At 45.8% G+C, this 26,851-nt stretch carries 24 protein-coding genes and 1 tRNA gene; 17 read left to right on the top strand and 8 right to left on the bottom strand.

Features of this window, described 5'->3' with window-relative positions; genetic code table 11:
- Positions 1-8 precede the first annotated feature (8 nt).
- The 4 genes from JGK07_RS07230 to JGK07_RS07215 all read right to left on the bottom strand — a co-directional run bounded on the left by JGK07_RS07230 (position 9) and on the right by JGK07_RS07215 (position 4,877).
- Positions 9-1,934 carry an alpha-amylase family glycosyl hydrolase gene (locus tag JGK07_RS07230; RefSeq protein ID WP_293242021.1) on the bottom strand — a complete coding sequence of 642 codons (1,926 nt, stop codon included), beginning with the start codon at positions 1,932-1,934 and terminating at the stop codon, positions 9-11.
- A 252-nt stretch (positions 1,935-2,186) separates the two neighbouring features.
- Positions 2,187-3,092 (bottom strand): Rpn family recombination-promoting nuclease/putative transposase, encoded by a 906-nt coding sequence (locus JGK07_RS07225; protein ID WP_293189215.1) that lies wholly within the window; start codon positions 3,090-3,092, stop codon positions 2,187-2,189.
- Positions 3,093-3,310: 218 nt separating this feature from the next.
- Positions 3,311-4,174, bottom strand: coding sequence for an Npun_R2479 family HD domain-containing metalloprotein (locus JGK07_RS07220; protein ID WP_293176568.1), 864 nt, complete (start codon positions 4,172-4,174; stop codon positions 3,311-3,313).
- A gap of 388 nt (positions 4,175-4,562) precedes the next feature.
- On the bottom strand, positions 4,563-4,877 hold the full coding sequence (locus JGK07_RS07215) for a Mo-dependent nitrogenase C-terminal domain-containing protein (protein WP_293176570.1): 315 nt from the start codon (positions 4,875-4,877) through the stop codon (positions 4,563-4,565).
- A gap of 317 nt (positions 4,878-5,194) precedes the next feature.
- On the opposite strand from JGK07_RS07215, the gene JGK07_RS07210 reads away from it, so the two are divergent.
- The 11 genes from JGK07_RS07210 (at position 5,195) to JGK07_RS07160 (ending at position 18,354) form a co-directional block, all read left to right on the top strand.
- Positions 5,195-6,010 carry a cobyrinic acid a,c-diamide synthase gene (locus JGK07_RS07210; RefSeq protein ID WP_293176572.1) on the top strand — a complete coding sequence of 272 codons (816 nt, stop codon included), beginning with the start codon at positions 5,195-5,197 and terminating at the stop codon, positions 6,008-6,010.
- Positions 6,011-6,380: 370 nt separating this feature from the next.
- A complete protein-coding gene (locus JGK07_RS07205; protein WP_293176574.1) occupies positions 6,381-6,698 on the top strand; it encodes a hypothetical protein in 318 nt (105 codons plus the stop codon).
- 61 nt (positions 6,699-6,759) lie between these two features.
- Entirely contained in the window at positions 6,760-7,911 is a 1,152-nt protein-coding gene (gene gshA, locus JGK07_RS07200) for a glutamate--cysteine ligase (RefSeq protein ID WP_293176576.1), read from the top strand.
- A gap of 241 nt (positions 7,912-8,152) precedes the next feature.
- A complete protein-coding gene (locus JGK07_RS07195) occupies positions 8,153-8,614 on the top strand; it encodes a tRNA (cytidine(34)-2'-O)-methyltransferase (protein ID WP_293145927.1) in 462 nt (153 codons plus the stop codon).
- A 591-nt stretch (positions 8,615-9,205) separates the two neighbouring features.
- Complete coding sequence (locus tag JGK07_RS07190) at positions 9,206-11,629, top strand: peptidoglycan DD-metalloendopeptidase family protein (RefSeq protein WP_293176578.1); 2,424 nt, start codon at positions 9,206-9,208, stop codon at positions 11,627-11,629.
- Positions 11,630-11,767: 138 nt separating this feature from the next.
- Positions 11,768-11,840 (top strand) — tRNA-Met (locus tag JGK07_RS07185).
- 127 nt (positions 11,841-11,967) lie between these two features.
- On the top strand, positions 11,968-12,567 hold the full coding sequence (locus JGK07_RS07180; RefSeq protein ID WP_293176580.1) for a peroxiredoxin: 600 nt from the start codon (positions 11,968-11,970) through the stop codon (positions 12,565-12,567).
- A 131-nt stretch (positions 12,568-12,698) separates the two neighbouring features.
- The gene (locus JGK07_RS07175; RefSeq protein ID WP_293176754.1) at positions 12,699-13,238 is read left to right on the top strand and encodes a peroxiredoxin; all 540 of its coding nucleotides are present in this window, start codon (positions 12,699-12,701) and stop codon (positions 13,236-13,238) included.
- Positions 13,239-13,260: 22 nt separating this feature from the next.
- Positions 13,261-13,467 (top strand): hypothetical protein, encoded by a 207-nt coding sequence (locus JGK07_RS07170; protein ID WP_293176582.1) that lies wholly within the window; start codon positions 13,261-13,263, stop codon positions 13,465-13,467.
- The gene (locus tag JGK07_RS07165) at positions 13,434-17,471 is read left to right on the top strand and encodes a hypothetical protein (RefSeq protein WP_293242024.1); all 4,038 of its coding nucleotides are present in this window, start codon (positions 13,434-13,436) and stop codon (positions 17,469-17,471) included. The genes JGK07_RS07170 and JGK07_RS07165 overlap by 34 nt, the downstream gene beginning before the upstream one ends.
- Before the next feature lie 322 nt (positions 17,472-17,793).
- Positions 17,794-18,354 (top strand): Uma2 family endonuclease, encoded by a 561-nt coding sequence (locus JGK07_RS07160; protein WP_293176586.1) that lies wholly within the window; start codon positions 17,794-17,796, stop codon positions 18,352-18,354.
- Positions 18,355-18,475: 121 nt separating this feature from the next.
- Here JGK07_RS07160 and JGK07_RS07155 read toward each other — a convergent pair whose 3' ends face one another.
- Positions 18,476-18,898, bottom strand: a complete 423-nt coding sequence (locus JGK07_RS07155) for a hypothetical protein (protein ID WP_293176588.1) — start codon at positions 18,896-18,898, stop codon at positions 18,476-18,478.
- A 187-nt stretch (positions 18,899-19,085) separates the two neighbouring features.
- Between JGK07_RS07155 and JGK07_RS07150 the strand changes: the two genes are divergently transcribed.
- The 4 genes from JGK07_RS07150 to JGK07_RS07135 all read left to right on the top strand — a co-directional run bounded on the left by JGK07_RS07150 (position 19,086) and on the right by JGK07_RS07135 (position 20,458).
- Complete coding sequence (locus JGK07_RS07150; protein WP_293176590.1) at positions 19,086-19,274, top strand: hypothetical protein; 189 nt, start codon at positions 19,086-19,088, stop codon at positions 19,272-19,274.
- A gap of 61 nt (positions 19,275-19,335) precedes the next feature.
- Positions 19,336-19,521 (top strand): hypothetical protein, encoded by a 186-nt coding sequence (locus tag JGK07_RS07145; protein ID WP_293176592.1) that lies wholly within the window; start codon positions 19,336-19,338, stop codon positions 19,519-19,521.
- A 255-nt stretch (positions 19,522-19,776) separates the two neighbouring features.
- Positions 19,777-20,076 (top strand): type II toxin-antitoxin system HigB family toxin, encoded by a 300-nt coding sequence (locus JGK07_RS07140; protein ID WP_293176594.1) that lies wholly within the window; start codon positions 19,777-19,779, stop codon positions 20,074-20,076.
- Positions 20,060-20,458: a transcriptional regulator gene (locus JGK07_RS07135; RefSeq protein ID WP_293176596.1), complete on the top strand. Its 399-nt coding sequence runs from the start codon at positions 20,060-20,062 to the stop codon at positions 20,456-20,458. Before JGK07_RS07140 ends, JGK07_RS07135 begins: the two co-directional genes overlap by 17 nt.
- 188 nt (positions 20,459-20,646) lie before the next feature.
- Here the strand turns inward: JGK07_RS07135 and JGK07_RS07130 are convergent, their stop codons facing one another.
- Positions 20,647-23,118: an ATP-dependent Clp protease ATP-binding subunit gene (locus JGK07_RS07130; protein WP_293225161.1), complete on the bottom strand. Its 2,472-nt coding sequence runs from the start codon at positions 23,116-23,118 to the stop codon at positions 20,647-20,649.
- Positions 23,119-23,174: 56 nt separating this feature from the next.
- On the opposite strand from JGK07_RS07130, the gene JGK07_RS07125 reads away from it, so the two are divergent.
- Complete coding sequence (locus JGK07_RS07125; RefSeq protein WP_293189201.1) at positions 23,175-23,489, top strand: hypothetical protein; 315 nt, start codon at positions 23,175-23,177, stop codon at positions 23,487-23,489.
- Positions 23,490-23,853: 364 nt separating this feature from the next.
- Here the strand turns inward: JGK07_RS07125 and JGK07_RS07120 are convergent, their stop codons facing one another.
- Complete coding sequence (locus JGK07_RS07120; RefSeq protein WP_293176600.1) at positions 23,854-24,420, bottom strand: hypothetical protein; 567 nt, start codon at positions 24,418-24,420, stop codon at positions 23,854-23,856.
- Between the two features lie 122 nt (positions 24,421-24,542).
- Here JGK07_RS07120 and JGK07_RS07115 point away from each other — a divergent pair, with 122 nt between their 5' ends.
- Positions 24,543-25,565, top strand: coding sequence for a hypothetical protein (locus tag JGK07_RS07115; RefSeq protein WP_293189199.1), 1,023 nt, complete (start codon positions 24,543-24,545; stop codon positions 25,563-25,565).
- A gap of 286 nt (positions 25,566-25,851) precedes the next feature.
- Here JGK07_RS07115 and JGK07_RS07110 read toward each other — a convergent pair whose 3' ends face one another.
- Entirely contained in the window at positions 25,852-26,679 is an 828-nt protein-coding gene (locus JGK07_RS07110; protein WP_293189197.1) for a protein-glutamate O-methyltransferase CheR, read from the bottom strand.
- Between the last annotated feature and the right edge of the window lie 172 nt (positions 26,680-26,851).

Genomic DNA, 26,851 nt, shown 5'->3' with positions numbered 1-26,851 from the left:
GTCAACTGTCAAGACTCCCGTCCCGAAACCCACTTATCGCGCCATTTCACAGTCCCTTCCGAAGCCAAAACCCAGCGCCGACAAACCAAATTTTCTCGCAGCGGCGACCTTCCTTCCCGCAGCAGCGCATACTTATAAGAAATCAACTTCCCCGCACTTTCATTAAAAGGAATTTCCCCAAACCAAGTATTAGTATTGATATACTCCAGCGGGTAAGCCTTACTAATATCCCAATTCCCCAATTCAGGACAATCTCCAACCACCACAATTCTTTCCCCAGGCTGACTTTTAACACTGTTAAGCTGAGCCCGCACAATAGTTTTCCCCTTAACTCGCTCTCCCACGCGGCTAAAAATCATTACTTCGCGATCGCCCAACTCCAAATTATACAGCATCCCGTCTTTAACTTCAAACTTGCGGCGCGATAAAACCTCCGTATGCTCTCCATCCGGCAACTCCGTATCAACCGCTTCAACAGTCACAGAATCGCCCCGATTCATCGCCACAAACACCACAGAATCGCGATAGCGGCGGACGTAACAATAAACATCAGCAGTTAGATATTTTTGCCACTGACTCCCCATCGAAATAGCAGGATTCAGCCGCCGCAACCCAGACAGCAACCGCACATCGCGGTAAATCGGCGAATCAGTATCCCACTTTTCCATCATCGGGCGGTTGTAAGGGTCATTTCCCCCTTCTGTATCATCGTGCAGGTACTGTTCAGTACCGTAATAAAGGCACGGAATGCCACGACTTGTCATGATTAAATTTATCGCCAACCGGAGCATTTGTCGATCGGCATTCAACGACTGAAACCGCGGCATATCGTGGTTGTCAATAAAAGTAATCAACTCCGTCGCCCCGTAATAGCGGTGATCCAAATTCAGCACATCCTGAATTAACTGAAATCCGGCTTCCGCACCCTGTCCCAATACTTCTCGAATTGCCACGCACAGCCCAAAATCTAAAATAGTCATCCCCGACTCATTGACAAATTCCACAGAAAGGTCATTTCTAGGATCGCTGTAAATCCATTCCCCAAAGATGAAAACATCAGGTCTATGTGTCAAAATATCCGCAGTAAACTCTTGCCAAAACCAGATCGGCATATGCTTAACTGTATCAACCCGCAAAGCATCAACACCTCTATCTAGCCACTGTTTAATTGCTGACTTAATGTAACTGCGATAGGCAATATTGTTTTCATTGAAAGTAGCCAAGCCAGACAGTTCGCAGTTTTGAACTTGCCATTCATCTTCCCAATTTTGGACTTCTCCATAATGGTGATACCAGTTATCTTTGTCATCGTTAAAGTCAGCTATTTTGACACCATCATCGTAAAGCTCCCCTTTTTTTCCACTAAAATCTGGGTTGCTGTGATTGCAGACAATATCGAGTACAAGTTTCATTTTTCGCTGGTGCAACTCGTATACTAACTTGTCAAATACGGTATCTTTGGTTTCTTGTGTTTGGTTGACAGAAGGATTATCACCTTTGGCAATAAACCGGGGATTTAGTCGCTTAAAATCTTTTGTCCAATAGCCATGAATCGCAGCTTGTTCGACAAATAATGCTTCTACTTGCTCAAAAAGCGGAGTCAGCCAAACTGCTGTAACACCCATATCTTTTAAGTAGTCGAGTTTGTCGATAACTCCCTGCAAGTCGCCGCCCCAATATTTGCCCCAATCTTTGCCTTCTGGATCGTAAAGTTCTGGGTTTGGGCCTTCGTTATTTGCGGGGTCGCCGTCGTGGAAGCGATCGACTACAATGAAATAAATTGTTTCTTGGCGGAATTCAATATCTCTGGTGTACAGGAATTCTAAATCGAGTTCGGTTTCTGGCTTAACTTCTTCTACCAGAGAGTCAATTTTTTCTTCAGATTGGGTAGTTTCGTATTGAGATGAAGTTTGATTGGGAGTGACTGGTGTCATGAGATTTATTTTTTATACTGTAAGATTGGTCAGCTATTGGGAGTGAGAGTCGGAGATAGCTTTTCCCTCTGCCTGACTTTTACAGCATAATACGTAATTTACTCGTTTAATAAAATCTTCCTCTAGACAGATGGCAGAGTCGTCTATAGGTTCATAGTGATGACTTCAGTCCTCTCTCGTTGGATGAGGACTGAAGTCCTCACTACAAACCAATTTGATGTAGTTTGTAGTGAGGACTTCAGTCCTTCCTTCCTATTCCTCCCGCAAATTTTCGATATCTTCTACACTCAAACCAGTAGTTTGACTAATAGTTTGATTGTCAAGCACATTGAGAAGTTGCCTAGCAATTTCCAGAGCCTTTTCTCTCATTCCTAGCGCGAGTCCTTCTTCTCTGCCTTCTTCTCTGCCTTCTTCTCGCCCTTGTGCGAGTCCTTCTTCTCTGCCTTCTTGAATTCCCTTTCGCAAGATTCCCTGCTGATCCATAATATACCTCTCGCGATCTTCTAAATCTTTCAACTCTTCAGGATTCAAGTTAGTTTCATTAGCAATCGCAAAAGCTTGTTGTATTTCCGAGACATTTTCCATTGTTGACGGTACTACTTCCAAACTGGGGGCATTTTTCATAAAATAAACCCACTTGTCAGTCAAAGTTTCCAACTGATCCAATTGTTTGTTGAATTTCGGCAATTCAATAAATATCATTTCCATCCCTGGATCTGGATACTCAAATAAACGCTTTTTCTCCTTGAACACAAAGTGAGAAATTACTTCTCGGTCGTTTTCAAACATTTCAAAATCTGTAATGGTCAAAGCAATTACAGGTTTTAAGTTAAAGTAACCTTCACCGCGAATCAGTTGAGTAGAGTAAGTTTTTGCAGCATTATAAATCACCCGCTTCGCAAAAGATGCCACATTTAAAACTTGCATTTCGATAATTACAGTTTGACCTAATGCAAGCTTTGCTTTGACATCCAGGTAAGACTCTTTAAGATATGAGACTCTTGATGGTAAATACGGATCGATAATTTCTAAATCGGTGATGGTGGGATGGCCTTTGTAAATTAGGGCATTGAGAAAGCTGATCAATATTGGTTTGCTTTCCTTGCCACCGAATATTTTTTTGAAGGCGAAATCGGTTTTGGGGTTAATGAATCTCATGGTGATTTTTCTCTATTTCTTAAGAATTGAACGAGTCAATCTATCGAGCAATGACAATCAAAATATTTTAAAATTTGCTGGCGGCTGTGGGTATAGCTATATTTTACTATATGGCGATCGCCCAATCGAGCACAGTTCACAAGCTTAACATTAAATAGGACGATCGCCCTTTCGCTCGGATCAGCAACCAGAGCGCCCGCCCCAAGTCAACTCCAAGCCTAACTAACAGAAGCCACCTCCTCAACTCCCGCCTCAGAATGCTCCACCCGAAACACATTTGCGTTCAGATTAGCAACAATTTGTTTCCCCTGTTGCGTCAATTCTAAATAGCCGATCGCATCCTTGACATACCGATAAACCACATTCCAATAAAACTTAGGATACCCCTCCCGCAAATCCGCCGGATTGCGATACTTCAACACCTGATTTTGACCAGTCTCCTCAAATTCATAAAACAGCGCAGTCACCTTTTGCAAATATCGCGGATCGCTCAACTGACCAATTAAATCCGCCGCCCGCACCAAACCCGGATAATTCACAGTATCTTGATAGTCTTCATCCCGAGGAACCGGGAAACGAGTTAACTCAATATTCTGCTTAACCAGGTTGGCATCAATCAGTCTGTGACCCCCAAAGCGTTCCTCAACAAACATCTTTCCCCGATCGACATGATAAGGGGTCAAACTCGCATCAGTCGCCCCTCTCGGTAGCGTTAAATTCGTGTCACCTATTCCCGTCGCATACACTCCTAAATCTGTTCTATCTTGCCGACAAACACCCTTGACATACCCGATATCGTGACACAGCAAAGCAATGTGGAAATGCAGCCAATGTTCGCAGGAAACACCGCCCTCGCGGATGTGCTTCCCGCGCAGAATCTCTTGTCCCACCAATGTCACTAAAATAGTGTGTTCCACATTGTGGTAAAGAGCATCGCTATTAGCAATATTTTCCAAAGCCATATCGGCTACCCAAGCAATAATTTCGCCATAGTCAGATTTGAAGCCACCGTAGGTGTGCCGGTAGCCTTCAATTAGCCGATTTACAAAATCGTTAATTAGCAGTTCTGTTGCGTTAAACATATTCACTTCCATTAGGCAAAGTAATTTGTTAAATTATTGTTATATCTGTTGTTTTCGCTGCTACGGTTTGATATTATTGTTGACTTGACCGTAATGATGGAAGCCCGCTGTAATTTAAAAGCATCCAAAGCATCCACTGATATTAACGATTGTGGTCTAAATTGGCGATCGAACAATTGGCATAGTGCTGCACCCATAAATAATTGATAAGCTCTACAGCATTTAAATTGTATATTTCAATGCCTAATTAAAACGCCTCAAATGCTCTCCCCCTGTTTACCCGAAGAGCGAAGCTGTTATAGGTCTCTCCCCCTCTCCATCGACTATCATAGACAATCTAGATGCACTACGGTCGATCGATCGGCGATCGAGGTATGAAACCCCTCAATCAGCAGTACGGCGTTACATCTTCCCCGGATACATCAGCCAAAAACGACAGCGAGCGAAAACGCAACCCCACTAATTCTTCATATACAGGATTTAGCTTGCACATCGGGGGTATGTGGAAAAAATGGTGTCCGAATAACTGGATATTTCTCTCAAAAGGACACCGTGCGGGTATAACTTGGCACAACCACTTAGCTATTTGCCGATCGCCCACTGCAATGCTATCAAACCAGTGTCGCACTGGTTGAACGAGGATCTGGCCAAAACTTAAGTATCGGCACTGATTTTTAGGTAAAATACTTGTAGTCGAGTTCATGATTTTCCTCAGTAATCCGGATTAACAAAAAGTTATAAATCACCCTGATTACATCATCAACCAAACCCACCGTTATCCCAGTGACGTGAATAATTATTTCCTGTGACACTCGCGGCCCAAAAATGTGATATATAAAGTTCATAGTTGTGATAGTAAGTCCGCAAAAATGTGAGACAGATCACCGCCTTTACCCGCTAAATCCTGTATCCTTAGAGGTATATAAAAAAATTACATAAGTGGTAACTGCCGGCCTCTACTTTACTGTACTTACCTGCCATATATTACCCGGTCAATTAACTAATACAAGGTTTCAGGCAATGATTAAACAAAAATATAAATATGCCGACCTTTCTCAACGTCCCCACACAGATACCGTGCTGGAAAAACTCCCTGTAGAAGTTAAGGAGTGGGCAGAAAGCTTGCCTTGGAACCAGCGACGCTACGTTTTGTCCCTCTCCTACATATTGTGTGCATCTACTCCCGATTTTCAAGCCAAATTTTTAGATGAGTACACAGCCGACGGCTTAGTCTCAAAAATGTTTGAAGATGTAGATACTCTACACCGAGTTAAAGAGTATTTAATCAGATTCCGAGTCAAAAAAGAATTAAACGAATCTGATTTAAGAAGCTACATCAAACAATTTTATATCCACTCATCTCAACAAGCGCTCCGGGAAACAGACCAATATTTAGAATCTGCACTGCGTTTCGTATTGAGTACAGAAGAACGGAATAATGTTTTTAACTACATTTTGGGTTTTGAATTTATTAAAATTGTGTTTCAAATGAGTTGGTTGCAACACGAAAGATTAGCCAGACTTCAAAAAAATCAGTCGCAGTTTATTGAAAGCTATATCAAGCCAATTCAACACGCACACAAAATTAATGCCATAATTGTACCGAAAGATGAGAGAATCTTTTTTGCTAGACGCGCTTATTACGTTCAACAGCCTAACATTTCTTACACAAAACTTATCGAGTTAGTCATGGCTACTTTTACTACAGAAATGGTGACTCACTGCGGATTTTCGATCAGCCGCCACTCTCAAGCTATGCGCTTTGACTGCGATTACATTTACGATCCCCAACCAGAAGAAGCAAGATTTCCTACTGACTTGCAATTTATGAATTGACTCTACGCAGTAAAGTGTATGCTCCGCGTAAACCCTAGGTTGCTTTTTCTCTTTACTTTTAGTTTCGCGTTGCGCCCAGGATAGTTTTTGGAGCATCGGACTTCTAGTTTGCAGTTTAAAACCGGTTGTTCAGCCTGACTTTCTCTAAAATGGGACGGCTTTATCAATTGGCCTTACGCTTGCGTTTGTTCAATTTCAAACCAGCTAACTATCACTCCCGCTAACGGAATAGCCAGAAATATTCCTAAAATTCCTGTCGCTCTCGCGCCTACTCACAGTGCAAAAAATACGACTACCGGATTGAGGTTAAGCGGATTTTGCTTGAGTCTCGGATGAATAAAGTTATCTTGAAATAGTTGACAGTTGATAGTTGACCTGTGACAGAAAGAAGAGGGAAGAAGGAACAGCGAAGAGGGAAGAATGCAGTGCTTTCTCACTTCTGTCTGTGGTAAGGGTGGGTTCTGTTTACGATAAGTACGATCGCGCCCCGAATGCCGCATCAAACACAAAGGCGATCGCACAAACAGCCTTTGACACCCGAAAACCGCCTCGGAAACTCTTGGCGGTGCCAGCATTTGCCGCTTTGGGTGCCGCAACTAACACACAAACGCTCAAACAAAGCTGGCGCCCAAATACCCGGTTTCAGTCCCAGCCTCCAAAAATTTTAACTCTGCCTTGTGGCAGATAGTACGAACAGCTCAATTTTTGGGATACTAGAAATTAGCACTCAACTTAGCTGAGGAACAAACGTGCTGCTATCAAAAGGCTTTGAAGTAGAAATGTATACCGGCACGCCCGAAGGTGAGGTTGTCGGTCTCTCCGATCGCATAGTCGCCGATCTAGAGGGATTTGTGCGGGAGCCTGATAGTCGCAATGTGGAGTACACGACGGCCCCGCTGTGCAGCTACGATCGCCTGCTGTGCGCCCTAGTCAAGCCGCGAGTCCGGCTGCGCGAGTATCTCAAACAGTTGGGCGACTATACCTTGCTCCCGGGAAGTACGCTATCTCTCGGTGGGAGCGATCGATTTTACCGATCGGATCCCAACAACCCCTATCACACCTACATCGAGCAAACCTACGGCACCAAAGTCGTCACTGCCAGCATTCACATCAACATCGGCATCTCCGAACCAGAAATGCTGATGCGCGCCATCCGCCTCGCCCGCGTCGAAGCACCGCTATACTTGGCATTGAGCGCTTCTTCCCCGTTCCTCGACGGCGAAGTCACGGGCTATCATTCTACCCGGTGGGGTTTGTTTCCCAAAACTCCCGCGATCGTCCCCCTGTTTGAAAGTCACAAGCATTACATCCAGTGGACTGAAGAACAGCTAGAACTCGGCAGTATGCAAAACGTCCGCCATTTGTGGTCTGCTGTGCGGCCAAATGGCGATCGTCGCCCCTACTGTCTCAACCGCCTCGAACTGAGAATTTGCGATCTTGAAGTCAATCCTCTGGCTTTGTTGGCCATCACTGCCTTGCTAGAAGCTCGTATTTGGCAGATGATGGAAGACCCCGGCTTAGACCCCTTAGCACTCAGTACCTTACCGGCCGCCACCCGCAATCAAGACTTAGTTGCCCTCACCGACGCCAACGAAATTGCTGCATCCCGGCAAAGTTTGGATGCCGAACTCACTCACTGGCAAGACGGCAGAAAGATTTTGGCGCGAGATTGGATTGAGGAAATTTACCAGGAAGTCTGGCCGATCGCCAAAAAACGTGGCTTTAGTTGCTTTCTCTCGCCGCTCAAAAAGATTCTCCGGGAAGGCAACACCGCCCAACAGTGGTTGAAACTGTATGAGGGCGGTTTGGATGCGCGCACGATTATTCTGCAAGGGATTGATGGCATGGCTCACCAGGAATGGGAGCTGGAAGACAATTTGTGCGGCCAGTTAGTCGCTTGAACAGTAGCAGTGCAAAACAAATCAGAATATTTAATCAATGGCAGCCGGCACCTGTTATAAATAAAAGCTATGAATAGTATCTACCTTTGGGTAGATTTCTAAATGTGCCAATAGCTGTATTTTTTGCTTTGATAGCAACTGCCAAGACGTGTTTAATCGCTGAAACCATTGCTATCCTTGGGGCGATGGGGGCTGTCAACTGTCCCAGGTCAACTGTCAACTGTCAACTGTTTAAAGCTTCATGCCCCAACTTGTCTTGATTCACCCGCAAATTCCCCCGAATACTGGCAATATCGCCCGCACTTGCGCTGCCACAGGCACGACATTACATTTAGTCGGCCCGCTGGGGTTTGAAATTAGCGATCGCTACCTGAAAAGGGCCGGCTTAGATTATTGGCCCTATGTCAATCTCCACTGTCACGAAGACTTAGCTGCTTTTGAGATATTTCAGCAGGAGCGAGGAGGGCGAACGATCGGATTCAGCACTGGTGGACGATGCAGTTATACCCAATTCCAATTTCAGCCCAGCGACTGGTTGATGTTTGGCTCAGAAACTGTCGGCATTCCTAAATTGGTCTTGGATGCCTGCGATGCCACAGTTTTTATTCCCATGAGCCAGCCTGGAGTCAGGAGTTTGAATCTCTCTGTCAGCGCCGCTGTAGGTTTATTTGAGGCTAAACGACAGTTGGGCGAACTCGGATAAATCGCGATCGACAGATACATACATATATAGATATTTAATAGCTGTCGGGTACAACCAACTTTCGCTTTAAATATAAGAAATTTGTATCAAAGCGGTGAAAATCTAGATAGCGGAGATTAATATATTTTATTCATCCAAAAACAGATTGTTATCAGTAATACCAAATTAGTCGCTGCGAGGATGTAGCCACAAAAACAGAGGATTTCAGCGATTTAAGGCGCCAGGGATCGCCTGATTGTGCCTGAAGGCTATTGATATCTAGTGAATATACGGTTGTAGGTTGTCCGGAAATTAGCATAGAGTCGGACAATAGGTGAGAGTCTTAGCCTGTGCGGGAACGGATATTTTATGTATTCGTTCCAACTATTGCGGTGTAAGGCTTGTGGGGTGTAATTGCAGCGGGTTTGACCGAGAATTTAAAAAATTATTACGGTTCGAGCTTGTCTAAATTAAAAAAGCAAGGTAATCTTGCCTAAGCACGATCGCTTTCAACAATCAGAATATTTTTGGTTGTTGATTTAAATTCAGCGTCATGCAATCCCTTGAGTGTTTCCAAGGACAGTTAGCGCTTCTCAGTAGGAGGTCGTTTTTTTGAAACGAACATATCCCCAAAAAAATAAGCCTGTTCAGGCTAGTGAAATCGACAGAGACGGTTCTGCGGAACCGTCCAAGCAGACAACGCTCAGCACAGGCTCCTTTCGCTCTCTCGCCACGATCGGGCTGGCAATATCGGTAGGTGCTTCTGGCATCCTGCTGCCGAGAAACGGAGACAGCGCTCGCGCGTCTGAACTCACACCGACAGCAGAATCGACCGTTGAATTAAAGCCTGTATCGACCAACGGGCCCGCTACCACCGGACAAGTTGACGGCTCCTCAGCCGAACAGGCAGGGGTTAAGGTTCAGCAGGGACAAACCCTTTGGGATCTGTCTCGGGACTATGAAATTGAACCGAAGGCACTAGCAACTGCCAACGGCATCAAACCCGATACCGCACTCCAAGTCGGCCAAGAACTCAGAATTCCGGAGGCTCTAGAAGCCTCGCCACAAGAGAACCCTGGCAATACTGCCACAGTCAATCCAGAACAAAAATTAAATCTAACTGGCTCCGAGTCGTTGGATAGTGCAGCCCAGTACGGTCAGTCAACGGAAGCGCCAGATATGGCGACGACTGTACCGACGCAAAGCTCGATCGACAGCCCGAACGCAGACGGGGCGATCGACAGTTTGAAAAAACAGGAAAACCGCACTACAGCATCAGGTCGGCCCCTGTTGGACTCTGAGGTGGGACCAAATTCATCTACACCTGCTGTACCGACGCTGGCATCCCCGGAATATGCCACCTCGCCAGCAATTCCTGACCTCAGGGCCACACCTGTAATTCCCAATGCCTCGGTGGGTCAAGCAGCATCGCCCGATCGATCGTTGGAGTTCATTGAACAGTCTCTCGCAACACCTAGTTTGCCCTCCGCTGTGGTAGTGTCCCCAGCAGGCAGTAGCGCAGGGCCAGCCCAGGGGCTCTACAACGTGCGCCCGGGAGATACGTTAGATGCGATCGCCTCTAATTACCGGGTATCGCCCAAAGAGCTGATAGCCATCAACAAGCTGGGCAATCCCAACTTGCTGAATGTCAATCAACGGCTGAAAATTCCCAACGTTCGGTCAAATAATCCAGCGGTGCAGGCGGCAGCATCTGATTCTGCCTCTAACTCTACATCTGTCTGGTCGGCGACTTCGGTTCCCGCATCTTTGAACCCCAGTTCGTCTACCTCGGAAATAACCAGTGCTGGCGTTGCAGCACCCGCCCCAAAAGTGGCCGTTGTCTCTCCCTTGGCGAACTTGGAAGGTCTGAACAATATTTCAGCGCCGATGGTTCCCAAAATTAACAGCATTCCGCTAACTCAAGTTTCTCAAACCATTAGCGACAACAGAAAGCTGGAACTTCAAGGCGAACCAACATTTACAGGTGCCGTTGACACCAGCGCCCTGCCCCAGCCAGCAAGTGCAACTGCTACCAACCTCGCTGCTGCATACCCGCAGCCTTTCGGTTTGCAAAATGTTAGCGCCCAGGGTTTAAATCCCGCTCCCACGAACGCTGTACTTGAGTCGAATGCGGAGGATCTACCCACCGCTACCGCTCTCAACCCTTATTCCGAACGCTTGAGGGCAGAAGTTGTCAGACTGCGAGAGGAATATCGCGCCGAGCGCAATTCGATCGGGGCAAATGCGGTTTCCCTGGCTCCAACTGAGGGCCCAGAAGCGAAACTCGCCTCCAACCCGTCTGAAGAACTGCCAAGCGTCAATCCCGACCTCTACACCCCCGAATACGCTGGAGCGGTGCAGAATGAAATCGGCAGACCGCCGTCGAGAGGGTGGTCCCAGGAAGTTCAGAAACAGCAGCAAGAGCGTTTCGATCCCGCTCGTGCAGCCGAACTGCAACCGATCAACCTAACGCCTACCTCTACTCAAGAACGGCCGGTGGTAGCAACTGCTCCTTTGGGTTCCGAGGGTTATGACCCCCTGAGCAACCCGTCTTTGGGACGCATGGTTTCTCCAGAACTGCCTCCACTTTCGGGCGCTGATACTTATCTGCCTAACGGCGGCGGCAAACAGCAGTCGGCTAACGGATTGATTTGGCCGGCTAAGGGCGTTCTCACTTCTGGCTACGGCTGGCGCTGGGGACGGATGCACAAGGGAATTGATATTGCAGGGCCGATCGGCACGCCAATTGTGGCCGCCGACAGCGGGGTGGTTACCTATGCAGATTGGAATGACGGAGGGTACGGCTATCTGGTGGAAATTACCCATCCAGACGGATCAGAAACGATCTACGCCCACAACAACCGAATTTTGGTTAAAAAGGGTCAGCAGGTCGATCGCGGCGAACAGATTGCAGAAATGGGCAGCACCGGCTTCAGTACCGGGCCGCACTTGCACTTTGAAATCCATCCCGCCGGACAGGGTGCTGTCAATCCAATGGCTTTTCTGCCTAACGATACGTCCAGTGCTTCTCGATAACGACTGGTCTCAAGTTATGGGTTTTGAATCATTACCAAAACTCATAACTTAGATCGGAAGGTATTAGAAATTCGGTTGTTGGGAATACAGACATACTTCCACCTACCGTGCTACGATGGTAAATCGTGAAGTAAGTTTGGCTCAGTGGCGCAGTGGTTAGCGCAGGGGACTCATAAGCCCAAGGTCGCAGGTTCAAATCCCGCCTGAGCCATAATTTAATGGAAAAAATCACGCTCTCTATTTTGAGAGCGTGATTTTTTAGACTTGCCGAGAACATACTTGTAGTCGTTATGAGTATGATATATTTGTAACAGTTCGTAAAAAAGGAAACAAAATCTATGACAAGTGAATGCCTCCGGGTTGGTCAAGCTGCACCCGATTTCGCAGCAACAGCCGTAGTGGATCAGGAATTCAAGACAGTTAAACTGTCAGACTATAAAGGCAAAAAGTATGTAGTCCTGTTCTTCTACCCCTTGGACTTCACCTTTGTGTGCCCCACAGAGATTACAGCATTTAGCGATCGCCATGAGGACTTCAAAAAAATCGATACCGAAATCCTCGGCGTCTCCGTTGACAGCGAATTCTCTCACCTTGCTTGGATACAATCAGACCGCAAATCCGGCGGTGTCGGCGACCTCAACTATCCTTTAGTTGCTGACCTCAAAAAAACCATCAGTTCCGACTACAACGTCCTCGACCCAGAAGCAGGTATTGCCCTCAGAGGTCTGTTCATCATCGACAAAGAAGGCATCATCCAACACTCTACTATCAACAACCTTGCCTTCGGCCGCAACGTAGACGAAACTCTCCGCACTCTGCAAGCTATCCAACACGTTCAGTCTCACCCCGATGAAGTTTGTCCCGCTGGCTGGCAGCCCGGTGACAAAACCATGACACCCGATCCAGTTAAGTCGAAAGTATTCTTTGCTGCTGTCTAACTCGATCGTTTTGAGTTGTAGGGCGGCGCCTGTGAGTGCCCGCCCTCGAAACTTTCGGTGCAATGCCCAATCCCTCCGCTTCGCTTCGCCCATTGCCCAATGCTCAATTCCCCATTCCCAAATTAGCAAATATGCTGACTTCTACTGATTTTAGCGGCTTGTTAAATCAGCGGTTTTTCCAAAATTTATTGCCTGTTCCCGCGACTAATGTTCTGAAGCTGGGACAGAGGACACCAGATTTTGAATTGCCGGATATTAATAATGGCAAATTAGTGCGGCTGTCGAATTATCGGGGCGATAAGCCGGTAGTTCTGGCTTTTACGCGGATTTTTACTGAAAAGCAATATTGCCCTTTCTGTTTTCCTCACATTAAAGCTTTGAATGAAAAGTGGGAACAGTTTGCCGATCGCAATATAGAATTATTGATGGTAACCAGCACCGACGACAGGCAAAGCCAAATAGTTGTCAGAGATTTAGGCTTGAAAATGCCTCTGCTGTCCGATCCAAGCGTAAGAGTGTTTCGGGCCTATAAAACCGGTCAGGCTTTGGGTGCTCCTTTGCCGGCTCAGTTTGTTTTGGATGCAGAGGGCAAACTCCTATTTAAACATTTGTTTTCGTTCATAGACCACAATGCTAGTGTGGAAACTTTGCTGAAATCTATCAATAAGTAAGAACACGGCAATTCTGGCTCCAATGCTGTCTCCTAATTTGGAGTTTTTAACCGCAGATACACGCAGATGTACGCGGTTATTTTTGGGTTTTGCGATCGATACTTATTGTGCCAATTTTCAGGGCGGAATACTCGGATGTTCGATCGGCAGAAATCTAGGCTATAGCTGGAATGTAGCTAGTAGCAGTTTAAGCCGATGTCGTCTCCTAAAGGTCGATCGAGCAAAATAGAATTCAGCGTCTTAGCGTCGCATCCTGAGTTGTTGACAGGTTTAGATGCGTGGCTGCGGCTGGGTTTGATTTCGCCCGCTGAGGTTGAGCAGTTGTGCCGACAGTATTTAGTCTGCCCGATACCCGAGCCCGCTGTAGCCCTTTCTGAAATTGACGATCGCCAGAGTTCTCCTATTTCCGAACCCAAAGTACCTGCTCTAGCAACACAAAAAGCATTACCCAGAACCACAAAAAACGTTGTCGAGCGCGCAGAAACTCCTCAAACCCCAACTTTTGCCTCTCAAATTTTGCAGTCCCTCATCGCCGAAATTAGCGTCGTGTGGCTGTTGTTTTTAGGAGTGTTCATGGTAGTTGTCTCCTCAGGAGTCTTGGCTGCCAGTCAGTGGGAAAAATTTCCGGCTGCCGGACAATATGGAGTTTTGTTAGCTTATACTTTAACTTTTTGGGCGATCGGCAGTTGGGCAAAAAAACAGCCTAATTTACACTTGACTGCTCAAACTTTGCAAGAAGTTACCCTGTTGCTAGTGCCGATAAATTTTTGGGCGATGGACACCTTTGGATTGTGGAAATATCCTTGGGATTGGGCAGTTGCCATCGTCGCCGCATTTATTTTGACTTGGATAACGCGCAGAATTATTAAAGATCAGTATCAAAGTTTGTGGGGGAAAAATGTAACTACCTCGATCGCCCTAAATCACTTGGGATTGAGTTATTTGCACTGGGGTTGGGGATTTCCAGGCTTTGCCCTAGCTGCGGTTTACTTGGGTACGGTGGGAACTACTGCTGCTACAGTTTATCAAGTTCAGCAACAACGGGTACAATCTATCACACGCGGGGGAAACACTGAAACTTCCGCCGCTGCTTTCAGTTCCAGCAGAGATTTTCTGACTTACAGAAAAGCCGCTTTAGTAGCTTATTCTTTGGGAATTTTACTGGGTCGGGCGATATTTGTCAAGGATGTCAACATCCATGAAATGGGTTTAGCTTTGGGAATTTGTGGCGTACTGTTAGCGTGGCTAGATTGGCCGCAATCCCTTGCATCTGGAACTACTAGAAACAATATATCTAACGAGCCAAATCCCGGCAACTTTTTTAACTGGCAATTAGCCGGAGGGGGTTTGTTGGGTTTGGGGTGGCTGGTTTGTTTTCGCGAAATTCCTCTACAGGCGATCGCCATTAGCGCCTTGGCTGTTTGGTTTTTTTATAACCGCTTAGTGCGGTTTTGGCAAAAGTTGGATTTGCTAATGCTTTTCGCCGTTGGACTTCAAAGCATTTGGCTGGTTTGGCGAGTGGTTCCTTTAGGAATTAAAACACAATTTGTTGCATTTTTAACTCAGCTTACCAACTCTGGGCAAACTCCTTGGGCTTTTTGGGGTGTTTTGCTGTTGCCTTATTTAATTTTAACCGTAAGTGCGGCGCAGTGGCTCTACCGATCGCGAAAGTTTCCACTTGCCCATTTTGGCGAAAATCTTGCTCTCGGTTTGGGCAGTGTTTTAACTATTATTAGTGTAGTCAATCCGTTTTGGCGATCGATCAATTTATTAATTTCTACTGTAACTTTAGGTTGGATCGCTTGGAAATACCTAATTCCACAGAAGTCCCCACTCGTGGGGATGCCTGTTTCTCCTGTTGATACCAAGGGAAATCCGGCATTTTGGGTTTCGCTGACTCACATTACTGGTTTGTGCGGCTTCACTTCGGCAATTGACTTGTTTTTGCCAAACCAGAGAGACTATGTTTGGGCAGGAATGTTATTGATATTGATGGTGGCTGAATGGGGATTTTTTGTCTGGATGAAATCTGCAAATACCAGAGAAAGTTCTGCATTCTTTCGCTGGCATCCTGCGTTATTCCAAAGTTCCTGGTATCTGGGATTGGTGTTGGCAGGATTGAGCTTTATCTTGCTGTACAGTAATATGCACTCTCAGTGGGGTTTGATGTGGCTGGCGACTCCTTTGGCTTTGACTGCTGTTGCTAAATATAGTGAAACTTCGCACAAACAACTTGCAAGTACCTTGAGTTCGATCGCGCTAATAATCGCACAATTTCTGATTTTTGACTTTCCGGTATACAGGTTAATGGGTTTGGGTTTTGCTGCGCTGTTGATGTTCGTCAATACTTACTATTTAATTGAACAACCAGCGGCTGCAATACAAGTCGGATTTGGCTTGAGTTTCGCCGCCGCATCTCTTCTACAATTAGGATTTTTGTCTGGTTGGGCTTGGGGAATTGCTGGGGCGATCGCACTTTTGTGTCTCTGGTTGCTTCGCAGCACGATAGTTCGTTATTCTAGCACGTTGCCTGAACCTTCGACCTTAGCTGAAATTTACGATCGAGCTTTGGATGGTTGGGCAATCTTAGTCACCAGCTTGCTGTTGACAAACATCACTCTTTATTCCTTTCAACTCTACGATTCACGCAGTACCTTGAGTTTACCAGCCTCTACTCAAGTTTTGGCTGCTACTTTGGTAACTGTGGCTGCAATTGTTTTCCGAAGTTTGGGCAAACTTTCCCCGCTGGCAATTTATGCCTTGGCTTGGAGTTTGGAGTTGTTGACAGCAGTCGGTTTGAGCTTTATTGGACGCAATATGATTAATTTGGCAGTCGCGAATATTGCCTTGGGCTTATCTACGCAATTGTTGGGCGATTGGTGGCGGCGGCGCAACCCCGATTATCGCCAAATTTTACCCAGCATTCACGTGATACCTCTACTTTACGGGGTATTGGGCTTGATTTTGCGATCGCACAGCTTTACCAATAGTACAGGTTTAATCTCGTTGGGTGCGTCTTTAATTGCGATCGGCATTGGTAGGCGGCAGCAAGAATTTAAACCTTTAGTTTATTTAGGATTAATTGGCGTATCAGCATCCGCCTACGAATCCCTACTATATCAACTTTCCCAAACACGAGGAGGATCTTTTGGCGACGGCTTAATTGTGATAGCAACTCTCGGCACAACATTAACCTATATCTATCGCATTTTATCTCCTTGGTTGAGCAGCTATTTACATTTAACCAATCCCGAATTAAAAATATTCGCTCACCTGCACTGGGTTTTAAGCAGTATACTCCTGATTTCAGCTTCTGGCAACTATATTAAATCCGGGCTAAATTTAGGATTAGTCACTGGTACCCTCTTAGTGCAATATGCTTTCTTGCAAGGGCGAAATCATCTCGATCGCCAATGGGCAGAAATTTGGATTTACTTAGGATGGCTAGAAGCCTTTGGCATCCGGCTTTACTGGATCAATACACCTTTAGTCAAGTACATTTCCGGGCCACTGGGGCCGTGGAAAGTTGCCTTTGCTTCTCTATTTGCCTATTTCATTTACATCTTACCTTGGGATAACTGGGGTTGGTCAAAAAATCCCTGGAAGATAATCGCTTCTCTGATTCCAATCATCACTATTGTGGAATCTCCCGCTAAGTTTTATCCGATTAGCTTTCTGATAGCTGCCGCCTTCTATGTTTTCCTAGCTTGGGAAAAGCGCGAAGTCCGTTTTACCTACGTGAGTGTGGCGATAGTTGACTGGGTATTACTGCGCTGGTTTGGACAAATCGGATTGACTCAACCCGAATGGTATTTTACTCCTTTAGGGCTTTCTTTCCTTTATGTTGCTCAGTACGATCGCGCTTTGCAACTACCAGCCCAAAAAACCCTGCGCCACAATCTGCGAATGCTAGCCACGGCGATGATTTGCGGGATACCTCTTTTGACTCAACACAACCACGGTTTAGTTGCAGGATTTTTTAGCTTGGTGGCGATTGCTGCGGGTTTAGGGCTGCGAGTGCGGGCGTTTTTGTTTGTGGGAACAGGAATTTTCTTAATCAATGTTTTCTATCAGTTGGTGGTGCTGATTTTTGACTATCCCCTGATTAAATGGGCGATCGGCTTGGCTTTCGGGATTGTGTTTATCTGGATTGCTGCTACTTTTGAGACGCGGCGCGATCGCATTTCAGCTTTTGTCCAGCATTGGGTTGTACAATTGCAATCGTGGGATTGAGTCTTCCCTTAATCAACTCCTCTGACGCGGGGATATCTGCGTTTACCAAAACTATATTTTTTTGCGATAAAATGTAAAAAAAACGCCCTTTTTTTTGGGGTCAAAGGCTTGACATTGCCGATTCAAAAAGGTATCATATTATAATGGAAGTGGTGGCAATTTTTAAGTTTGAGTTACCACTCCCATTATCTAAAATATAGCGCAAAAATCAACCAAAATCAATAAGTAAAAATACCTTTTTTTGCGCCGCGATTTGAGATTGTGAAAGCAGCAAAGGCGATGCAACAGAAAAAGGGCAACTAAAAGGAGCGCCAAATAAGTGATGACAACTCAGTTAATCAAGCGCCTGTTCACAGTAAAAGAATATCATCAGATGATTGAATCTGGCATCTTGACAAAAGATGATCGAGTTGAATTGATTCGAGGAGAAATTGTTCAAATGGCCGCCGTCGGTAGAAGGCACACATCCCATGTCAAGCGCCTGACAGAGTTATTCTATATCCGCTTATTATCAAGAGTAACCATTGGAGTCCAAGATCCGGTAGAATTGGGCGATCGCTCTGAACCTGAACCGGATATTTCCTTACTGCGGCGGCGCGATGATTTTTATGAATTGGGACATCCTCAGTCGGAGGATATTTTACTAATTGTGGAAGTAGCGGATACAACCGCTGAAACTGACAGAAATATCAAAATTCCTCTTTATGCTGAAGCGGGTATTGCAGAAGTTTGGCTGGTAGATATTAACGAGCAATGTGTCGTAGTTTATCGCGAACCTTCTCCATCGGGATACCAAAATATTCAAAGATTCCAGCGGGGTAAGATTTTATCTATTCTAGCTTTTCCAGATATAGAAATTGCTGTAGTTGATGTGTTGGGATAAAAAGCTGGACTCATACTATTTTTTTTGTGGCGCGACTTGAGAGTCTAAATGAACAAGAATCAGCAAACAATTATAGGCAAAGGTGGGCAGAAACCCACCGTAAAGCAGAGCTATTAATTGTTTAATCTAACTCTGGATCGCCAGGTCGATCGAACACAATCTCAAAGATTCCCGATCGCACAAACCGCCGCAAAGCTCTTAAATGATCGTCCGCATCTTGGCGATTGCAAAAACGGGAAACAGTGTGGTTTTGAGCATTGGGCAAAATCCGCACGATTGCCCAAGGTTTGGAAGAGTCACCTGCTTTTCTCAGAGTGTTGAGGTAACTGGCGATAAGACTACCCGTGAGGTTGGCCGCCAACTGTTCGATTAGATGGCCAGCTAAGCTTTTGACCTCTTTTTCCTGCAACAGCACCCGCTGCGCGTCGAAATCCGCGTCAGAGTAGCTGCGGATGCAGGATAGCAGTTGCGAAATGCCGAAGTCGTCTAAGGCCTGCTGATAGCCGCGGGAAAATTCGCTCCCGTCGCTGGAAGGTTCTATCATGGTTTTAGGTCTCCTGAATTTGGGAAGCCACAGGCCAGCGACGAACTTTCCTAGGGGACGCGCTGGCTTTTGACTGTTCCGAGTATAGCACGCAATAGTCACACATATGTAGTGGATACGTGACAGTTAGACATAAAGACCTAAATGCAGCACACTTAAGATCGGCTTAAACAAAACTAAATCTCCGATGACCAAACGCTTGACAACTTATTTAGCTGAAGGAATCTATGACATTCTTGAAGATTGGGCCGATCGAGAACGCCGTTCAATCAGCAGCTTAGCAGCATTCCTTTTAGAAAAAGCTGCGAGAGAAGAACAGGAAAAAATCCAAAAACAGCCATCACCCCCATCTGATGAAAAGCAGGGGCGACAGTAAAATTGCTATGAAATCACCAACGATATACTGACACTCAGCTTAAACAAAAACTTAGTCTCTGATGACCAAACGCTTATCAACATATTTAGCAGACGGAATTTACACTCGCCTTGAGGAATGGGCGAAACAAGAAGGTCGATCGACTAGCAATTTGGCAGCATTCCTGTTGGAGAAAGCTCTTGTAGACCATGAGGAGAAACTGCTAAAACAGCAGTCTTTGTCTGATGAAAAGCAGGGGCGACAGTAAAGTTTGTGCGATCGCCCGATCTCGACATTTCTTTCTCATATCTCGATCGCCTCTCTTGCTCTCTTTTCTTTATTCTGTGGCTTTTGTGAATTTAGCCGCTTCGTTCCACAGATTATTTATTAATTCTGAGAATTTTTAAGATTGGGGGCGATCGGCTCTTGACATCTACCTCTCAAAATGAGAGAATAAAGACGTAGTGTTTCGTGGAAGTTAGCAAATCGATGATAAAAATTCAACAAAAGATATTAAAAATTCATGCACCTAATTTCAATTCGCACTCTCCGTGACGACGCTGCCATGTATCCCGATGTCAAAAAACCAATTGATAGCTGGTATGCGACTGTCAAGAAAGTAGAATGCCAGAACTTGGACGATCTTCGCAAGATTTACCGGGATGCCGAAGCAGTGGGAAATTTCACTGTTTTTAATATCAAAGGTAACGAATATCGCCTGATCGTCGGCATAGACTACGAGAGCCAAACGGTTTATTACAAATATTTCCTAACCCACGCTGAATACGATAAAAACAAATGGAAAAATGACCCTTACTTTTGATCGAGCTAATTATAGCAATTTGCTGGCAGAAGTCGCTCCACGGGCGATCGAAACCGAGGCAGAATACGATCGCCTCCTAGCAGTCGCAGAGGGGCTGACGTTCGCCAAAAACCGCACTCTCGAAGAAAAAGCTTTACACAAGTTATTGGTAACGCTAATTGAAGTTTACGAGGATCAAAACTATGCGATCGACAAATCCGAACCTCACGAGATTTTGCAACACATCATGGAAGCCAGCGGCACCCGTCAAGCTGACTTAGTTGGCATCATTGGATCTAGTGGCGTAGTTTCTGAGGTTGTCAATGGCAAGCGGGCAATTAGCAAAGCACAAGCTAAGGCACTCGGCGATTATTTTAAAGTGTCACCTAGTTTGTTCATCTAATTAGGATTAATGCCAAAAAATGCGATTTAGTTCGTAGTGCGGACTTCAGTCCGCAGCTTTTTGCGGACTGAAGTCCGCACTACAAACTGCTTTTGCACCTTACAAACTGGCATTTTTTAATTAAAAACCCGGTTCCTGCAAGAAACCGGGTTTTTAATCAGACGTTATTTATCTGCGTGTCATCGCACTTAATGACTCAATGCGAATTCCGGCAATCTCGGTTCAGATTCGCCACCTGGCAATACCTTAACCTGACCGTTTTCATCCACATCTACGATCGCACTTTGGCCGTCTTTCAGCTTCCCAGACAGCATTTCCTCAGCCAGTACATCTTCCAACAACCGCATGATGGCGCGGCGCAATGGTCGAGCACCGTAGCTGGGATTGTAGCCTTCTTTAACTAACAAATCCTTGAACTTGTCTGTCACCGACAAAGTGATACCCTGTTCGGTTAAGCGACTGAAAATTTCCTGCAACAAGATGTCAGCAATCTGCTTGATTTCTGCCTTGTTCAACTGGCGGAAGACGATAATTTCATCCAAGCGGTTGATAAATTCGGGACGGAAGAACTGTTTCAATTCTTCGTTTACCAAGCTGCGAACCCGGTTGTACTGACCGTCTGCGGCACTTTCGGCAAACTCGAAGCCTAAACCGCCGCCGCCTTTTTCAATGACTCGCGAACCGATGTTTGATGTCATGATCAGCAGCGTATTCTTGAAGTCTACCGTGCGACCTTTAGCATCAGTCAAACGGCCGTCTTCCAAGATTTGCAGCATCATGTTGAAGACATCCGGGTGAGCTTTTTCGATTTCGTCGAACAAGACTACCGTGTAAGGACGGCGCCGGACTGCTTCTGTTAGTTGGCCGCCTTCGTCGTAGCCAACGTAACCCGGAGGCGAACCGATGAGTTTAGAAACAGTGTGACGTTCCATAAACTCGGACATATCTAACCGAATCATTGCTTCTTCGGAACCGAAGAAATATGTTGCTAAGGCTTTTGTCAGTTCGGTTTTGCCGACGCCTGTGGGGCCGGAAAATATGAAACTGGCGATCGGGCGATTGGGATTTTTTAAGCCTACCCGCGCGCGGCGGATCGCCCGAGAAACTGCGCTGACAGCTTCTTCTTGACCGATCAAACGCTGGTGCAAGGTGTCTTCCATATGCAGCAGCAATTCCGATTCCGATTCTGTCAGCTTGCTAACAGGTACTCCCGTCCAATTTGCCACGATGTGGGCGATGTCTTCTTCTGTGACGATGGGAGAGATTCTGACTTGGCTTTTGTTGATTGTAGCTTCGGCGATTTCAGCTTCGATTTCTAATTCGCGATCGCGCAATTTGCCTGCTTTGTCGAAGTCTTGTTCGCGCACAGCAGCATCTTTTTCTTTACTGACGGCCGGAAGTTGTTTTTTGAGTTCTTTAACTTCGGGCGGGGTTTGCGAGTTCAGCACGTGCACGCGGGAACCTGCTTCGTCAATTAAGTCGATCGCCTTGTCTGGCAAAAATCGATCGTTAATGTACCTGTCTGACAGTGTAGCCGCTGCTTCTAAAGCTGCATCGGAAATTGTCAGTCGGTGGTGCTGTTCGTAGGCCGATCGCAAACCGTACAATATTTCTATTGTTTCAGCCACGCTCGGTTCGCCGACTTTAATCGGTTGGAAACGGCGTTCTAGGGCTGCATCGCGCTCGATGTGCTTGCGGTATTCATCCAAGGTAGTCGCGCCGACACACTGCAATTCACCTCGGGCGAGGGCTGGTTTGAGCATATTGGAAGCATCCATGCTACCTTGAATCGCGCCTGCACCAACTAAGGTATGAATCTCATCGATTACCAGAATGATATTGCCGGCAGCGCGAATTTCTGCCATGATTTTCGTCAGCCGTTCCTCAAATTCGCCTCGGAATTTTGTACCAGCAATCAGCGAACCCATATCGAGGCTGATTACTTGTTTGTCTTCTAAAATTTCCGGGACGTTTCTGTTAACAATCCGCTGGGCGAGGCCTTCGGCGAGGGCTGTTTTGCCGACTCCGGGTTCGCCTACTAACACTGGATTGTTCTTCGTGCGGCGCCCCAACACTTGGATCACGCGCTCGATTTCATTTTCGCGGCCCACGACTGGATCGAGTTTGCCGGCGGCTGCTAACTTAGTTAAGTTAGTGCCAAATTCTTCTAAAGTTGGGATTTTGCGATCGCCACCGCTATCTCCTCGGCCTCCGGGTACTGCCGCTACTTCTCCCACAGCACGAATTACCTGCGTGCGAACTCTCTGGCGATCGATTCCCAGGTTTTGCAGCACCTTCGCCGCCACACCTTCATCGTCTTGAATCAACCCAAGCAGAATGTGCTCGGTGCCGATGTAATTGTGGCCTAACTGCCGCGCTTCATTCAGCGCCGTCTCAAAAATGCGCTTGACGCGGGGTGTAAACGGAATTTCTGGCGGGAGAAACCCGGAACCTCTACCGATGATATTTTCGATTTCATTGCGCGCCTCTTTCAAGTTGAGGCCCATATCCAGTAATACTTTTGCAGCGATGCCAGTGCCTTCGCCGACAAGTCCCAGAAGAATTTGCTCGGTGCCTACAAAATTGTGACCGAGGCGCCGTGCTTCCTCTTGAGCTAGCATTATTGCTTTAATGGCTTGTTCTGTAAAGCGTTCAAACATATTTTTTCCTTCCTACTGTCTTGGCGAGGGCTGTATCGCTGCTGGTGAGGAGCGATTTGAAATACTACACAAATTATATATGTAAATTTTTGTGTATTTCCTTCTTTAACAATGTATCGCTAGTAATTAGGGGCGGACAGTGGGGAGAGCCGAATAGCAGGGGTGTGGTTGCCGTCTCGGAGTACGCTGTACAATACGAGCTACAAGTGGCAATGCAAATTAAGGCTAATAATGTTGGATCTCACTTTACTTGGCGGCTGCCACTGTGTCAAGCATTTTCTCAAAGAAAGCAAGCGAAAGTGCCTCGGGGGGCGATCGGGGAATGCTTTTGTTTCAAATCACGTGCTTTGAGCCAAAGTATTGCACCCTAAAGCAATTTTATTTTAACAGGTCAAGGGACTGCTGCGGGCGTGCGATCGCCTGCGACCAAATCGACAGCGTTTTTTAATTGCTATTAGTCGCCTGCTTGCCCAATAAATTAAGAGGGCTTGAGACTCAGCATTTTTTGCGGTGATTTTGCCTTTTAACTTATAATATTTTCCTCATTTTACCGGAAATAATTGGTTGAAAGCCGGAACCCTTTGAGACAGAAATTAAAATCAGACTATTCATTACTCCCATCCTCGGACTTAAGGATCAACTGTCAACTGTCAACTGTCAACTGTCAACTGTCAACTGTCAACTGTCAACTGTCAACTGTCAACTGTCAACTGTCAACTGTCAACTGTCAACTGTTTAAAGCCATTGTGCAAGCAACTGTTCAATAACTTTCACAAAGCCGATCGCAATTTGAATCAACGGCCAACCCACCAGACAAATTAACGCCGCCCAGCGAGTTTGAATATCCAAACCTTGGCGAACCGCCACAATTACAGCCAGCAAACTCCACACAGCTAATATCCGCTCTATGCCTTCTCCCAGCAACGGAATCAACGTTAAGAAATTTAGCACTTGGGGGGCGTAGGCAAATCCGATCGGCACCAGCAACTCCCCATAAGTTACGTGACCCGGTTTCAGCCAGTCCCCAATTTTCGAGATAGTGAAACTCCAAAAAAAATAACCACCCACGACTGCCAAACCATCTATCCAAAGTGCTAAAAATAACACAGATAGCTCAGTTCGATTGATTAACAAAATAACGGCATTTCCCAAGACCCGAGACACCGCTGCTAAAATTACAATTGTTAAAGCTATCCGCTTAGTTCTGCCAGTGTAGGGAGTTTTTTCATAAAAATTGCCGTTCAAAGAAAGTGCGTTCCAAAGCGTTGCCCGCAAACCTGTAATTGAATCTTCTCCCTTCACCTTTAATCCCTGCTCCTCTAGATAGTTGACAAGTTGGATAAAATAAGCTCTAATACAGCAGACTCACCGAACTATTTCTACGTAATTAGGTAATTAACAGGCATTCTACCAGATTTTATTAAATGCTAAGATTGATTTTGCAGATACTTGCGTGGCTGCGCGGGGGAAGTTTAAATTTGTTGACCATCGCAGGTGTAATCCTGATAATTTGGGGCATTCTTTCGCCGATCGGAACTGTGATCTGGTGGCTGGGTCAAAGTGCCGAAACCTTGGGTATCAAGAAAAGTCCGCCGGGGATATTGCCCTCAAACAACGGCAATCTAGAAGCGCGCAAGTCTTCGCCGATCAATTGTTATATCATCTTTTTACCGGGAGTTGGCGATTTTTCGGGGAACGAATTAACGCCGGGAGAAGAGTTTTTTCTCAAGCGTTTAGTTAAAAGTCACCCGCAGTGCGTAGCAGTGGGGGATATTTTTCCTTATTCAGCTTCTAACAAAAGTTTAGGAGGACAGCGGTTGCTAGCTCCTTTTTGGCGGTTTGCAGAACACGCAAAAAGCGGGCCAATTGCGGGCGATATATTTATCAAAATTCGCAATCTCTGGAGGTTTGCAATTTCTCTAGATTATCGCTACGGTTTTGCATACAATCAGGGAATTGCTAATGTAATTATCGATCGCATGAATGCTCAATCTCCCATTTCAGCTAATCCTCAAAAACCTTTGCAAGTTATTTTAATTGGCACTAGCGGGGGCGCACAAGTTGCTTTAGGTGCTACTCGCTATCTTAAAGAATGGCTGAATGCAGAAATTACAGTTGTTTCGGTTGGGGGCGTGTTTTCGGGAGAAAATGGTTTTGCAGAAGCCGATCGCATTTTTCATTTTCGCGGCACTCGCGATGCAATTGAGGATATTGGCGGCATCGTTTTTCCGACTCGCTGGTACTGGTACGCGACTTCACCTTTCAATCAAGCGCGTTCGCAAGGCCGCTATGCAGAAGCTTTCAGCGGCCCTCACAAGCACGACGGCGATGATGGATATTTTGGAGAAAATGTGGCGGGGAACGGTAAAAAATATGTAGATATCACGCTGGAAAAGATTAATCAATTGCCTGTTTGGTCTGAGGGTGCGGCCAAAAGAGAGGACTGAAGTCCTCACTACGGACCTAATTATAGGTTCGTAGTGAGGACTTTAGTCCTTCTTAATTATAGGTTCGATCGTTCGGACTTTAGTCCTTCTTAATTCCTAAAGATTAGACTTGAATTGTACAAATAATTAGGACGGGCTAGAAGCCCATCCCACAAAAAATGTGGGATGGGCTTCTAGCCCGTCCTAAATTTTGATTAAAAAGACTTTTGCAATCTTGTCTATTAATCAAGAGAGGACTAAAGTCCTTACTACGAACCAATTTCTATGATAGTCGATCGACCGCACATCATCTCAATCGATAACATATACCTTTTTCAAATTGCACCAACTCAAAAGCAGGGTCAAGATTTACAGTTGTTTCTCCTCCCCCTAGGAATAAGTAGCCCTTGGGGCGCAACACCCGCCGCACTCTCGCTAAAATCGATTGCTTTGTCTGAACATCAAAATATATTAAGACGTTTCGCAGAAAAATAATGTCCATTTGAGGCATCGATCCAAAGGGTTCTGTCAAGTTAATCTGGCGAAATTCGATCGCCTTGCGGAGGTGTTCTTTAATCTGCCATTCCTTGCCACACTGCTGGAAGTATTTGTGTAACAATGCTGTTGGTAAACCGCGCACTACTTCGTGCTGCGCGTAGCATCCAGAATTTGCTCGCTTCAGCATGGCTGTAGAAATGTCGCTACCAAGTATCTGTACTTGATTTCTCGCTAACTGCGGAAAGTATTCGCGCAGCAGCATCGCAATACTGTAGGGTTCTTGGCCGCTGGAACAAGCAGCACACCAAATATTCAAAGTGCGATCGCCCTGGATCTGTTTTAACAATTCGGGAAATACTGATGTTTTTAATATCTCGAAGGGGTTGACATCTCGGAAAAAAAATGTCTCGTTGGTCATCATTGCTTCGACTGTCGATTCGTGAAGTTGGTTAAAACGCTGTTGTTTGATTTGTTTTAACTCTGCAACTAACCCGCTGATGGAGTTTGCTCCGGCTTCTTTAGCTACCATCCCTAAACGCGATTCAACGAGGTACATCTTTTCTTCGGATAGGAATACACCTGTGCGATCGTATACAAGTTTTCGGATATAATCAAAATCTGCAATAGTTATCGGCATGGTAATTGAAGGAAGAGTTGACAGTTGACAGTTGACAGTTGACAGAAGGAAGAAGGAAGAAGGAAGAAGGAAGAAGGAAGAAGGAAGAGGGAAAAACAGTTATTTGTGCATTCGTGACTAATGACTACTATTAGCGAGAACTTAAGCTCGCACTAATGACTAAGATCTTGCA

This window comes from Microcoleus sp. PH2017_24_DOB_U_A, assembly GCF_020738205.1.
Classification (GTDB): domain Bacteria; phylum Cyanobacteriota; class Cyanobacteriia; order Cyanobacteriales; family Microcoleaceae; genus Microcoleus.
This window is presented reverse-complemented; position numbering and strand designations above follow the sequence as displayed.